Below are 14,751 nucleotides of genomic sequence, written 5' to 3'. Positions count from 1 at the left end.
TTCATAAGTAATACAAGAACGCAGAACTTTTACCAACCTGATTATTGATATTTTTTTCTGTTTTCGAATGAAGGATACAAGGCCTTGCTAAAACTTCTGCTTAAAACAGCCTGGAAGGTAAAAAAAGAAGCTGAAAGATGAATGCTCACTGTACCGATGGAATCACCAGAAGTAAGAATAGTGCGGGATCCAGTTTTCTCTTCGCCAATGTAAGTCCCCTGGATAAATGCTTATCCACCATCGAAACGGAAATATCCATGATCTCGGCAATCTCCCGGATTTTCTTTCCCTCGATCCATTTTAAGCGAAAGGCAATTCCGCATTTTTCTGGCATTTCACTAATCAGTCCTAAAACTTCCTGATAGAGCAATTCATCGAAGGAGATAAACTCGCCCTCCTTTTCGAAGCTTGTATGATACAGTTCGTCGGCACGCACACTGGTTTCATGCAAACGGTACCGATCTTCGACAATCCTCTTTTTCAACACATTGAGACACCTGTTGCGAAGTATGGTAAACAGGTAGGAAGATACATTCTTGTCCCGGTCCAACAAATCCTGATCCCGCCATAACTGAAGGAAGACATCCTGTACCAGATCATCAGCCTCATCCGAGTCGCGAAGCAGATAACAGGCATAACGTTGCATGCGGGGAAAGTACAGCCGAAACAACTCCTCAAAAGAGCGATACTGTCTTTTTTCCATACTGTCAAAACACTGACTGCTTTTATTCATGCAAAAATCCGGGTTTGATCTACCAAAATAAGGGAACCGAAGATTATATCAAAACTTTACACAGACTGAATTCGTTAAATCGCTTACTTTTCAATTGTAAAAATTTACACCAGAAAATATCATAAGGGGCCGCAAAAGAATCAGCCCCTTATATGTTTAAATCATATCATTCAACTGCAAAAAGACTTTATTGAATACTGAATTTGTATGTGGAAGAAGTTTCGTATTTCTCTCCGGGATTCAAAATAATAGACGGGAAGTTGGCCTGATTGGGCGAATCCGGGAAGTGCTGGGTTTCCAAGGCAAACGACTCACGGAAATTAAAGGTTTTCCCGTATTTACCGGTATCCGCGCCATCCATAAAGTTTCCTCCGTAAAATTGCAGGGCAGGCTCTTCGGTGAAAACTTCCATCTTCCGTCCACTAACCGGCTCAACCACGGTTGCCGCCAAAGTCATTTTCTTTCCAACTTCCTTGTTCAAGGCAAAGTTGTGATCGTAACCCAACCCATTCGTCAACTGCTCGTTTTCTTCCTGTAAATTCAAATCCTGCCCGATTGGTTTTGCCTGCCTGAAATCGAAAGGTGTTCCGGCAACAGGTTCATTTTCGCCAAAAGGGATCAAGGTGGAGTCAACAGGCGTGTAATAATCGGCATTGATTGTTAGCACATGATCGTTGATGGTGCCGTTTGCTTCGCCCGCCAGGTTGAAAAAGGCATGATTAGTCAGGTTTACGGGGGTGCTCTTATCGGTGGTGGCCAAATAATCCATTTTCACTTCGTTGTTCGACGTTAAGGTATAAACCACCTCAACGGCCAGATTTCCAGGATATCCCATCTCACCATCCGGCGACAAATAACTCAGTACAATAGACGTATCGGTCACTGCTTTAACGTCCCATACCACATTGTGAAATCCGCCCGGGCCACCATGTAAATGATTGACACCATTGTTTAACGGAAGATTATATTCTTCATCATTCAACACGAATTTACCTTTTGCAATGCGATTTCCAACCCGGCCAATCAGTGCGCCATGAAATGTTTCTTTTGCGTTGAGATAACCGTTGATACTACTGAATCCCAGAACAACATCAGCCAATTCCCCGTTGCGGCCGGGAACGCAAAGGCTGACGATACGCCCGCCATAATTGGTAATCGCTGCCGATATATCTCCATTTTTCAGAAAATACAGGTTGGTTTGTTTGCCGTCAATGGCTTGCTGAAAGTCCTCTGCTTTCAGGTTAATGCACGATTTTGTTTCCGTTTTTTTGGGGCTGCAACCCGAATTCATCAAGCCAGCCACCAGTAAAATCATGAATAGATTTGTCAGCTTCATCTTAATTTTGTTTGTTTATAAAATGCTTACTCGCTTTTTTCTGAGTCATACTTAGTTGTTGGTCCGTGTACCACCAACGTCCCGTCATCCAGCACTTCCATGCGGTCGATGAACACGACGCGGTTTTCACCTGTTTTTTCAGTCCTTCCGTGATACACACACAATATGTCTTTTCCGTTGGGCGCTGTTGTTACCATATTATGCCCCGTTCCTGTAACAATTCCACCTTTTTCTACATTTTTTTCCAATACCGGATTATTGGCAGCTTTTTCAAACGGCCCGAGCGGCGATTTTGAGGTAGCATAACCAACCGCATAGTTTTTCCCGCCAAAGAAGTTTGCCGAATACATCATGTAATAGGTATCCTTCTTTTTGAAAATGTAGGAACCTTCAGTCCATCGCCTGTTCACTTCGCCCGAAGTAACCGACCGGCTTTCCCATTCAGCTTGTTTATCGTTCATGCTTACCGGTGGGTGAAGCAATAATTCAGGCTCTCCAATGACTCCCGAAAAGTCAGGTTCCATCTCTACGCCGTACACCCAGCTTTCTTCAATTTCATCAAACATTCCCTGCTGGCGGGCCCAGTCGGCCACTTCGCTTTCAACCGGATTTTTATAACAGCATCGGGAATAGTAGAGATACACTTTCTCATTTTCGAAGAGCAGGTTGCCATCGATAACCGGATAACCCGGATCAAAAATCGGGCGGTTGTACAAATCGGCATAGGGGCCGGTGGGCTTATCAGAAACAGCTACCCCGATACGGAAATTTTCCAGCTCATTGGTTGGATTTTCGCGCCAGTCGGCACTGAAAAGCAAGTAATACTTTCCGTCAATCTCATACATTTCGGGCGCCCAGAAGTTGGCAATTCCCCACGAGCTGTCGGTATTTCCCTGATAAATGCGCCCTTCGTCTTTCCAATCTTTCAAATCAACTGACGAATACATTTTAAAACCATCCTCTACCCCGCCGGTGCCAATCATGTAATAGATACCATCGGAGGCTTTCAGGATGTAAGGATCGCCAAATTCAACCGGCAAAGGGTTTTCGGATTTAAAAGCAGTGTTTTTAGGTTGACAAGCCGTAAACAACAAGATTTGTGCAATAATAAAAAAAAGTAAAGAACTCAATTTCATGATTTTCTATTTAAAGGCTAAAACTGAAATACTCCAACCCCCGATTTGACGGGATTGAAGCATTTCAATCGATTTTATCAAAAATGAAAGATACATACTTATTGGGCCCCCGTCAGACTCTTGATCAGGTCCACTTCTTCCTGTTTGTAGGGAGTGCCATCTTTTCTGAAAATTTCGTGAAACCACAGTGGTGGTTCCGATCCATCCGGAATTGGCTCACTCCAGGCATATTTGGTATTCGATTTTCCATCGACAAGCCCCCAGTTGATCGCTCCGATGTTTTCCTGTTTCAGGATGGGCATGATATTCTGGAACAAGCTGTTGTTTCGGCGGGCCATATATTCGGTGCAAACCAGCGGGCGGCCAATCAATTTCAGTGTATCAATAGCTGCCTGGTGCTCTTCCGGTCCTTTATAATTGTGGTAGGTGATGATGTCTGAATTTTCTACCTGGAACTTATTCAGGTCAGACAAACTCAAATTCCAAACGCCAGCCGATAATGGTTGAGAGGGGCGAACTTCCCACCCCCACCGGAAAACGTTACGAAGCAGCGGCATAGAACTGTTCTTCAAATTATTATTTCCCGGTTCGTTGTATAAGTCCCAGATGGCAATGCGCTTGTCGTCTTTGAATGTAGTGAGCACATCTTTTACATATTCTTCGAGGAGTGGCATTAAATTTTCATCCAGGAAAATCAGTTCGCCCGGATCCCGCACCCAACCGGAATTATGAACTCCAGGTTTCGGATCAGGCTGCTTACCAGCTTTATACGTGGGATTCCAGCAGTCATCGAAAAACACGAAAATAGTTTTGATTCCGTGACTGTCGGCAATATCCAGGTATTGTTTCATCCGATTTTTAAAACCTTCTTTGTCCACTTCCCAAGCCACATGGTGCAAATAAACACGCATACAATTCAGCCCAATCTCTTCGGCCCAGCCCAGTTCCCGGTCAATCGTTTCCGGATCGAAAGACTCGGCCTGCCAGGTTTCCAACTGGTTGATTGCAGTACTGGGGTTGAAGTTGGCGCCGCGAAGCCATCCATGCTCATCAACCCAAGCCTTGGCCTGCTCTTTTGTCCAGATTTTTACTGCAGGCTCTGTTGATGCCTCTTGCCGGGTTGATTGCGTTTGGCAGGCGTAAAGCATCATTACACTCGCCACCAGGCATAAAAGAATACATTTTTTCATGTCAGCATTAATTTAGTGTTTACAATACCATTACAAGTTCAATGGCAAAAACTACACCTACACCAATAAGAATCATTCAGCACAAGGCAAAACCAATCGAACTGGAAAAGCTACTAAAAAGCATACAACAAGGAGTTCATTATTACTCATAAAAACGTCCACTCAAATACAACTTAAAGCAAAAAATCAAATCCTCCCGAATTCAAGCTTACTATTTATTGTTGATCAATTTTAGTAAAATACTCTTTTAGCCTTTTTTCAAGGTTTTTAATGCCAAATACCCGGTCATTCGCATACCAATCTGTAAACCTAACATGTTCCGCCTTTCTTAATTGTTGTCCGGCAAGTTCAAGCTCGGTCACACTTTGATGAAGGAATTGCTTGCGTTGATTTGCATTGGGAGTTTCCCGGTAAGCTTTTGTCAAATAATTCAGCATCCGGTTCAGATGCAGCATTAAGTAAGCCTGTCCACGCAGGTTATCATTAAAGAACTGCTGGCCTGTTTCTAGCTTTGAATAGATCTCATCGGCCTTTGCAGTCACCTGTTCCAGCTTGGCAATACTTACGGCCGTACCTTTCAATATAGCTTCCACCTGGTTTTCAACACCGTTGTCTTCCGGCTCAACCCGGAAATACCCGACACTCCCTTTATCCGGGTTATCCAGTTTATGACCGTGCAGCACGTTTGGCCGGTACTTCCCTTCTTCCATGTCTGTCAGGATCATTTCCGCTGCCCGAGCATAGCGCAAGTCGTGAAACAGGTATTGTCTTTCAAATCCGGGCAAATCACCCTTTTTTTGCTGCCAATACGAAGTAAAAAAGTCTTGATACAAGTCAGCAATTTCTTCCCCAAACTGATCGCCAAAATACATAGCGCTAAATTTCTTCAAAAAAGAATTGGCACTGAAATCGTTGAAATTCCACATCATATCGGCATTGGCCGAAAGTCCTAAAACGTGTTCACGGATGTTGCCGGCATTGACTACTGAAAAAATCAGGTTTCCACCGCTGATACTGTCCACCATCCGGTAATTTTGCTCAATTTTATGAGGCCCTTCTGCCTGGGCCAAGTGCGATCCGCTGGAAGTAAACTGCAAGTTCATATAATATCCCACCAATTCATCCGAGAAAGAATAACTTAACAAATCTTCATTCGGAAAATGATCCCGTCGGGCTGCGACAAAATTATGAATCAGAGAATCTTCATCCGGAATATGGAAAAGATTGTTGGAAACCAGTCTCGACATTTCATTGTAGAGCGTTATTCGCATGAGGGGATTTTCCTTCCTGGTTTTTTCCTTCAACAAATCAATCTGAATCTGTACCATTTCTTCAATGACTTTTGCCCGTGTTGAATCATCAGACGGCGAATCCGGGAAGAACTCCCAAAACGGGATGTCCCTGTTTCCCCGGAAACCAACGAGCCAAATGACATCCAAGTTGTTTTTCAGTGCAAGATCGATGTGAAACTCCCAAAATTCTCGCAGGCTTTGACGATCGTTGATGGAAAACTTCGGCGCTGCTTGCTGCCTTACATTTTGCCAATAATCATTCCAGTTTTTGTAACTGGACCCGAATACCAGCATGTGGTGCCCGGTAACCATCAGTCCCCGGTCCCTGGCGAGTGTGGCTTCCTTTCCTGTCGGATATGGAGGGTTGAAGCTTTGCTTGTCGGCAATCCCACCTTCAAGTGTATTAAGTTTTAGCCGCAACATGGTCTCGAAGAAAGCTTCGTAATTTTCCTCCGATAGCTTTTGCCATGGAATAATCAGATCCCTGTCATTCGGGAACCAAGCCCGATACTTGACATCGGGAGTTGGATAAATCTTCCGAAAATCATCAGGGATTCGAACGATGCCTTTCTTTGAAGGATGTTCGGATGCCCAAAACCAAAGCGGCTTAACCCCGAGGAACATCTCGGAGAAAGAGTAAATCGCATAAATAGTCCCCCGGGGATCAGCACCGTTGAGAACCATACGTCCCTGATCGGCATACAGTTGGTGAGCCTCCCAACCGGTAACGGCAGGCTGACTACCCGCATATCGGTCGCCGGTCGCCACCACGATTACTTCACCCGATTCCGGTATTTTATCAACAATTATGGATGTTTCTCCAAGTACAGCTTCCAAATCCCTCTGCAAGTCGCGTACGGCTGTTAGCACTGCAGGAGCCTCATCCGGATGAACATAAATCTGAATACCACCGCTAATTTCAAGCGTTTCGGATGAGTTTGCACATGACAACAAGGTGCTTACCAGCAATATCAAACTGAAATACATTCTCATTCTGGTCATCATTCGTGTTATATTATTTTCGAATACCATCTTTTTTCATTTAGCTTTAGAAAAATCGCCTGAAACTACGGCACATATACCTTGCGTTCCAGTTCTTTGTAATAATCCAAGTCATGTTTTGGTTGCTCCAGTCCTTCGGGTATGGGCAGTTCAGAGAGAGTTTGGAAATAAAGCACACATGAATTACGCCATCTCACGGCATCGCACTCCTGAATCTCGAGTAAAGCCTTGACATGCTGAAAACGCTGCCGGTCGATCATACCTTCCAGCGAATCCCATTCCGCCTGCATTTGACGAACTTGTTCAACTCCTTCGTAATATTTGTACACCAGTTCTTCCCACAATGTGTGGCCTGATTTCATTTGATGATTCCAGGATACATGATGAAACCAGAGCAAGTACTTTTCAGGAATACGATCAATATCGTTAAAAATATCATTTAAAGGAGGATAATATTGTTCTACTGCATTTGATCCGTTTATTGTTCGATCGAAACCGATTCCGTATTTATCGGCTTGATGAAACCGATTTGAGCGGTTTGACCAGGGTGCAGGTCCGTAATGCGATCCGGTTCCGATATGCGTCAAGCCAAGCGGTTCTCTGAAGTTTACAGCCGCCTCGCCTGAAGTCATCATGATTTTTTTGATCGTCGAAATAACCATTTCATCATTGGAAAAAGTCATCCTGATCCATTCTTCTGCGAGCTCTCCGGCTGGCAGAGAATAGTCCCAAGCCAAACGACCAAAGGCGTACCAGCTTGATTGTACAAAAGGGTGCCCGGTCCAGTTCCTGTCGGTTCCGGGATTAACTACGGCAGCCATTCCGCTTAACTTATAATCGAACACCTCCCCTGAAAGTACTTTTCCGACGGTAGAGCCATTCCCTTTTGCGTAGGTGTCGGCATCCAGGATTTCTTTAAACATAGGCCCTTTGTACACCAGGTGGTTTCCATTTCCCAAATATTCCTGAGTCACCTGAAATTCAATCAGCGTGTTGGTCTTTGGCAAAGCGCCAAAAAGTGGCGAAAATGGTTCGCGGGGCATAAAATCAAGCGGCCCGTTTTTTATTTGAAGGACAACATTGTCCTTAAACTTGCCATCGAGCGGAACAAACTCGTCGTAGGCTTCGCGAACCCGATCCGCCTGTCTTTCGCCATAAACAAAAGCCCGCCAAATAACAATTCCACCAAAAGGCTCCAAAGCTTCGGCCAGCATGTTCGCCCCTTGGGCATGATTTCGTCCATAGGTCTTAGGTCCAGGCTGGCCTTCGGAGTCGGCTTTCACCAGGAAGCCTCCAAAATTGGGAATGGAGGCATAGATGTGTTGAACCCTTTCTTTCCACCAATTAATCACCATAGAATCAAGCGGGTCAGCACCATCCAACCCTCCCAAAGAAACAGGAGAGCTATAGTTAATTGAAAGATAGACCTTAATGCCATAGGGGCGGAAGATATCGGCCAAAACAGCAATTTTTTTAAGAAAATGGTCTGTAATAAACCAGGCGACCGCATTGACATTATTAATGGCCACCCCATTGATCCCCAACGAAGCGGTCATTCTGGCATAGTCGGCATAACGGGGATGTTTATACTCGGGCAATGTACTCCACTCCCACAGAGAAAGGCCCGCGTAACCTCGTTCAACCGAACGGTCAACATTGTCCCAGTGATTGGCGAGTCTGAGCGGCATGTGCGGTCTACTCACTACTGATAGATTGGCAAGTGGCTGGTGTGTTTGTATCATGCGCAATAAATGAAATGCACCGTACAGAACACCAAGGTCAGTATTCGCGGCGACAACGATGGTATGATACCCCTGAATATTTTTTTGCTCAATTAGAAAACCTTCTTCGCCAAGCCGGTCTAATTTGTTTTGAATTTTCAAGGAAGCTATAATTTCTGAATTCGCCGGAGTTCCCAGAACCAATGTGCCGTTCGAATCAATATCAGATTTTACTTCCGGAGACAGACCGAGTAAACCGGTAAACCCTTTGGTCAATTCATTCTCGACAGCCTGCAGGGTCTCAGAATTTCGGGTTAAAACAATATTCTCAAAAGTCTCACGGTACTCCTTTAACAGCACCTCATCTTCAATCAGGTTGTAACGTAACCACATGCTGTAGCCATCTTCCGCTGGTGCTTTTTCTGCTTTCAGTTGGGTGAAAGAAAACAGAAGGGCAGTCAACACCGCCACCGTGATCAAATGGTAATGAATCTTTCGAAATAACATTGAATTCAAATATTGCCTGAGGGCTGATAATCTAGTTGTCATATTGTGGTTTGTTTAATAAATTTCACTTTACACCTACCGAAGAAGACCATTTTTGATAGGCTTCGATCATTTGATCGCCTTGACGTTGATTTTTTTCAATCATATTATTCAATTCTGAGGGATCCTCATTCAAATTATAAAGTTCCCATTCCTCTCCGTCTTTTGATACGAGTTTCCAATCGCCTGCACGAACAGCTGCATTTCCTTGATGTTCCCAAAACAAAATACCGGGCTTTTCACGGGTTTCTCCATTAAATATCGGTGCCAGGCTTCTTCCACGGGAAGGCTTGATCTTTTTCCCATTGTGATATTCAGGGTATTCAACCTGAGCCAGATCGCAACAGGTTGCCATGATATCCATGATCGTGCCTGGCTGTTTGGTAATACGGCCAACACCATCAATTCCATTTGGCCATCGGGCAATAAGCGGTGTTATGATGCCGCCCTCGTGTACCCAGCTTTTGAACATCCGAAATGGCGTATTACTTAGGTTTGCCCACGAACGACCATAAGAATGATAAGAATCTCCTGAACCGGGGACAGCTTTACCATCCCAAAAATTTCCCCAAAAATCCTTGCCCCAAATTCCTTCTTCTTCACATGCTCCGTTATCGGAAAGAAATAGAACCAAGGTGTTATCCGAAACCCCCATTTGTTTCAACTCATCCATCACCCGGCCGATTCCCTGATCCATGCGATCAAGCTGTGCAGCATATATCGACATCAACAAATCCATTTTATCTTTCTGATCATCACTCAAGGTTTCCCAGGCATGCACCCTATCATCTCGTTCACTTAAGGTCATTATTGAGTCCACAATTTCAAGTTCCTTCATCCTGTCAAACCGTTCTTCTCGTAAGACATCCCATCCTTTTAGGAATCGGCCCCTATATTTTTGAATGTCCTCAGGTAAAGCATGCAATGGCCAATGCGGGGCTGTATATGCCAGGTATAAAAAGAAAGGTTTTTCCTTGCTTTGCGCAACTTTTAAATACTCCAAGGCACTTTTCGTAATAAAATCAGTCATGTAAAAATTGGCCTGATCTGGCACGTAAGCCGTACTGTCTTTAACAAAAACCCGCTTTACGTTAGGACTTTTCGTCTTCGTCATGTCGAAATAGTTTGACGCACCGCTAATCAGCCCGTGATAATTTTCAAATCCCCTGTCGATCGGCCAATTTGGACGATCTTCTCCCACATGCCATTTACCCGCTGCAGCTATGTAGTAACCTGCGTCACGCAATACTTCAGCAATGGTTACACATTCGTCATTCAGATATCCCTGGTACGGACCAGTATTTTTATTGCCAGTGTGCGTTGAAACCATCCCTCCCATTCCCGCTTCATGCGGATATAAGCCGGTTAATAGCGATGCTCTGGTTGGACAACAGCGTGCCGCATTGTAAAACTGACTGAAACGAATGCCTTCTCTGGCTAACTGATCAATATTCGGGGTATTTATCTCCCCGCCGTAACAGCCAATATCCGAGTAGCCCATGTCATCAGCAAGGATGACCAAGATATTAGGCTTATCGTGCTGTTTCTCATCCTGTGCAATTGCACACGCACTTGTTGCCACGCTTAGTAAAACGAATTGAGATAATTTTAAGTGGGAGGTTTTCATCTGGTACTATTTTTCAAAAAAAACAACAATACAATCTGATTTTCAAGGTCTTGGAAATTCCCGTATCGGGCTATACCGGATATAGGAATCGAAGAGTTCTTTTTCCGGTCCGACAATGCGCGGATCAGCCGATTTTTTCAACTCCGCCAATAATGTAATTTTCATCTCCTGCTCCACACATGCATATTCAGGCTTTCCGGCAAGGTTATCAAGGCAGAATGGATCCTCTTTTACATTGAATAATTCGTATTCCGGCCGTTTGGCAACAGCCAAGTCAAAAAAGTATCTGAATTTGGCACCTTGCCAATTTTCAACAATAAACGATTTTGACGGCGAAGCGTCAATATCAGTAAATGCCCATTCAGCATGATGTTTACCCTGCTCATCAATTCCAAACATGGGCACAAGTTCATTCTTCGTTCCGGACTTTATCACCTGAGGGGCGCCGGCCGGCCAACGGTCGGGTTTTAAGTTCCAGATCAAAAGAAAATCCTTGCTTCGGATTAGTCTCTGCGGATAACCACGGTTCATGTATCTTGAAGAAGAATGCCGTTCACGTCCTGCAAAAACATATTCTCTAGACGGATTGACAGTCCCTTCTTTTTTCGATTTCAGAATATTTAAGATGCTTACGCCGGAAATTGGGAGCATCCCTTTTGTACTTGTTCTTGTCAGCTCAAGAATTGTAGGAGCCAAATCTGTAAAACTGAGCAGGTCGGAAACAATGCGGTTCCCCGGAAATTCCTTGGGGAAACGAATCGCAAAAGGAACATGGACTCCATAGTCGTAGCAATTCGCTTTTGCCCGGGGAAACGGCATTCCGTTGTCGGAAGTGACAATAACAATAGTATTTTCCAGTTCTCCGGTTTCCTCCAGGTACGCTAACATGCGCTGCAAGTGCAGATCGAACCATTCTATTTCCACAGCATAATCGAGCAGGTCTCCCCGTACAATTTCGTGATCGGGAAAAAAACCAGGTAACTCATCGTCTTCCAACTTTTTACCATTTCGCTTCCATGAATCCCGTTCATAATCGCGATGAGGTTCTTTGGCTCCATACCAGAAGAAAAAAGGTTTGTCGCCTCGAACATGTTCAACGAAATATTTGAAGTTCTCGAAATAATTGATATCGCTTATTCCTTCTGCAGTTCGTTCGTCATTTAACGAACATTTTTGATACCGGATTTGACTATGTTCAATCCCTGCTGCATCGGTCGCTCTCCAGAGTGAGTCCATCGGTGTGCGTGCATACCGGAACGGAGCCACACCTTTTCCTGTCCGCCCGGTAGCATATCCGTTTGCTTCCAGTAAATCCACAAACGGAACATGATTCTTCATCCATGAAGAGGCATGCTGCCCCGACTGCTCATTTTGCCAGTGGTATCTTCCAGTTACAATAGTGCTTCTACTGGGAGCGCAACCTGGCGAACCAGCATAGCAGTTGCTAAAATAAACGCCTTCGCGGGCCACCCGGTCGAAAGCCGGTGTCTTAACAAAGTTGCAGCCTGCAAAACCGGTATGGGCAAATGATTGGTCATCACTAATGGCAAATAGGATGTTCGGTTTACTATTTTTTGAGCCAGCAATTGATGCGATGGAAGTCAATACAACCAAAAATGTGATAGGCTTTTTCAATGTTGTTTGTTTTAATTAATCCAGTTTCTCATCAATTTATTTAGTGTTAGCCTTCTTTCCTAATGAGATGGCAAGCCCTCCACAAAGCTCGGTATCTCCAGTCCACTCGTCCGTGCAAAGAAAGTTACGCATGTATCACGCCACAATTTATGGTGTGCCTCCTGTTCATCCAGCTTTCGGGAAACCAGAGCGAAACGTTCGGCATCAACCAACCCTTCGAGTGATTTCCACTCTTTTTGCAACGTTTTTGCATATTCATATCCGCTTTCGTATTTATAGCACAACTCCTCCCACAGGTTACGCCCCGATTTCATTTTGTAATCCCATGGCACAAAATGAAACCAAAGGAGATATTCCTTCGGACATTGTTTCATATCATTGAACATCGTCCGCAGCGGCTCGTTATATTGCCCTACATAATTGGTACCTGTTTCTTTCCAGTTGTTCCCGGCTAAATCTTTCCGATCATAGCCGATCTTGTTTTCGTTATTACCGGTTTCGTTCCAGCCGCTCTCGGCATGATCTGTCCTATTATAGCCGATTCCGTTTTTGTCGGCGTACCAGTAGTCGTTGACCCTTCCTGCCGGATCGGGATTGTGATGATCGCGCGCGCATACAAAATTCAGGCCCAATGGACTCCTGACATCCACGGCAGCTTGCCAGGAACCTTTCATCATCGTCTGTAGGGTATTCACCAGTGTATGCTCATTGCCCCAGGTCATCCGAACCCATTCCCTGGCAATCTCATCGGCTTCTAAGTGTGGATTCCACGCCAGACGGCCAAAGGCGTACCAGTTTGCTTGTGCGAAGGGATGATTAGTCCAGTTGCGGTCGTCACCAATGTTGGCCACCCCTGCTATGCCCGTTATTGCATGCCCATGCAGCGAGCCATCGACCACCTTAGCTATTGTCGAACCTTTTCCGTTTTCGAATGTATCGGACTTCAAGACTTCCGCCCACTGTTCGCCCAAATAGACGAGGTCTGTAACACGGCCATGATATTCCTGCTTTATTTCAAATTCCATCATCAACGGGGTTTGAGGCATCGAACCAAAGAGCGGATGAAACGGTTCGTCTGGTTGAAAATCCAATGGACCATTCTTGACCTGTACGATAACATTGGAAGCGAACTTTCCATCCAGCGGTTTGAAGTCCTTGTATGAACGTTTGGCACGGTCGGGATCAACATCCTGATCATAAACGAAGGCTCGCCAGATAAGGAGTCCTCCATGGGGTTCCAGCGCGGCTGCCAGCATGTTGGCCGCCTCGGCGTGATCGCGTCCGTACTGCTTTGGACCAGGCATTCCTTCCGAATCGGCCTTAACCAGGAATCCGCCAAAATCGGGAATAATGGAGTAGATCTCGTCAGCCTTGTTTTTCCACCAAGTGGCAACACGAGGGTCTCGCGGATCAGCGGTATCCAGGTCGCCAATTCCTCCCCTCGTCTCCTCTGTCGCTTTCAGCGGCGAGGCAAAATTGATCGAGAGGTAAATGCGTATCCCATAGGGCCGGTAAACCTTAGCTAACCCCGCCATTTTTTTCAGATCTTCCGTGCGCAGAAGGTCAACCGTAAAGTTATTGATAACTGTTCCATTGATCCCTATCGAAGCATTGGCGCGCGCATAATCGGTGTAAAGCGGATCCAGCTTTTCCGGCAATTCATACCACTTTGAAAGGTTGATTGAACGTCCAAAATAAGTGCCCCGCCCGCTGGTATTATCCCAATGATTCAGCATCCTGTGTTGAATCATTGGATTGTCCATCACGTTCAGCTTGCTAATAGGTTGATTGGTCTGGATCAGACGCAACAGGCCAAATGCCCCATAAAGTGCCCCCAAGGAGGTTTTTGCACCAATGATGGTGATCTCTTTGCCTCCTACCTTCTTTGTGAGCAAAACGTAGCCATCACCGTGCACCGGCGTTAGTTCATCCGATAAGGAATCTGGCGCAGCGACCACAACGGCACCATTCAGGGTGACAGCATCGCCCAACGGGACTTCCCTGCCCAATAGCCCCGACAGTCCCCGTTGCAGCTCTTCCCTTGTCGCGTTGGCTGTCGGCGAATCGCCCTGGACAATAATCTGTGTCAAATTGTTCCGGTAATGCGCCAGCAGCTCTGAATCCTGCACCTTAACATAGCGCAACCACAAGTCGTAGCCATCCTCTATGCGAGCAGTGATTGTGATTTCGTCATTAGTGTCGGAGGTTTTAACGTTCTTTTGTGCAAAAAGAAAATTTGAAAAAACCACTAAAAATAAAACAAGAAGAAAATTGCTATTATTCATATACACGAGTATCTGATTAATTCGTAATTGTAAGCGAGTGATTATCTGAGGTAGTATATTGAATTATTCCTCGATATTACCAGTTTTGTGACGAATCACTTTAAACGCGATTCTCTGAGACCGGATTTTCGAGATGATCAAATATTACTGGTACCAAAGAGAGAATATAGCCTGGTCTCTCAGATGGCTAATAAGAATAAGCCCGCCTGACCAGGCAGGCTTATTCTTATTTCAAAATTTGTTTCAAT

At 45.0% G+C, this 14,751-nt stretch carries 9 protein-coding genes; all 9 read right to left on the bottom strand.

Going from position 1 to position 14,751, the window contains the following annotated elements:
* Positions 1-145: 145 nt before the first annotated feature.
* Positions 146-733 (bottom strand): RNA polymerase sigma-70 factor, encoded by a 588-nt coding sequence (locus N2K84_RS17360; RefSeq protein ID WP_282593102.1) that lies wholly within the window; start codon positions 731-733, stop codon positions 146-148.
* A 187-nt stretch (positions 734-920) separates the two neighbouring features.
* Complete coding sequence (locus N2K84_RS17355) at positions 921-2,069, bottom strand: aldose epimerase family protein (RefSeq protein ID WP_282593101.1); 1,149 nt, start codon at positions 2,067-2,069, stop codon at positions 921-923.
* 26 nt (positions 2,070-2,095) lie between these two features.
* Positions 2,096-3,205 (bottom strand): glycoside hydrolase family 43 protein, encoded by a 1,110-nt coding sequence (locus tag N2K84_RS17350; protein ID WP_282593100.1) that lies wholly within the window; start codon positions 3,203-3,205, stop codon positions 2,096-2,098.
* A gap of 98 nt (positions 3,206-3,303) precedes the next feature.
* A complete protein-coding gene (locus N2K84_RS17345) occupies positions 3,304-4,395 on the bottom strand; it encodes a glycoside hydrolase 5 family protein (protein WP_282593099.1) in 1,092 nt (363 codons plus the stop codon).
* Positions 4,396-4,610: 215 nt separating this feature from the next.
* The gene (locus N2K84_RS17340; RefSeq protein ID WP_282593098.1) at positions 4,611-6,680 is read right to left on the bottom strand and encodes a glycosyl hydrolase 115 family protein; all 2,070 of its coding nucleotides are present in this window, start codon (positions 6,678-6,680) and stop codon (positions 4,611-4,613) included.
* A gap of 74 nt (positions 6,681-6,754) precedes the next feature.
* The gene (locus N2K84_RS17335; protein ID WP_282593097.1) at positions 6,755-8,959 is read right to left on the bottom strand and encodes an alpha-glucuronidase family glycosyl hydrolase; all 2,205 of its coding nucleotides are present in this window, start codon (positions 8,957-8,959) and stop codon (positions 6,755-6,757) included.
* A 22-nt stretch (positions 8,960-8,981) separates the two neighbouring features.
* Positions 8,982-10,583, bottom strand: coding sequence for an arylsulfatase (locus N2K84_RS17330; RefSeq protein ID WP_282593096.1), 1,602 nt, complete (start codon positions 10,581-10,583; stop codon positions 8,982-8,984).
* 42 nt (positions 10,584-10,625) lie between these two features.
* On the bottom strand, positions 10,626-12,218 hold the full coding sequence (locus N2K84_RS17325; RefSeq protein WP_282593095.1) for a sulfatase family protein: 1,593 nt from the start codon (positions 12,216-12,218) through the stop codon (positions 10,626-10,628).
* 59 nt (positions 12,219-12,277) lie between these two features.
* The gene (locus N2K84_RS17320; RefSeq protein ID WP_282593094.1) at positions 12,278-14,362 is read right to left on the bottom strand and encodes an alpha-glucuronidase family glycosyl hydrolase; all 2,085 of its coding nucleotides are present in this window, start codon (positions 14,360-14,362) and stop codon (positions 12,278-12,280) included.
* Between the last annotated feature and the right edge of the window lie 389 nt (positions 14,363-14,751).

Origin of the sequence: Gaoshiqia sediminis, assembly GCF_025907915.1 — a bacterium.
Lineage (GTDB): Bacteria > Bacteroidota > Bacteroidia > Bacteroidales > Prolixibacteraceae > Gaoshiqia > Gaoshiqia sediminis.
This window is presented reverse-complemented; position numbering and strand designations above follow the sequence as displayed.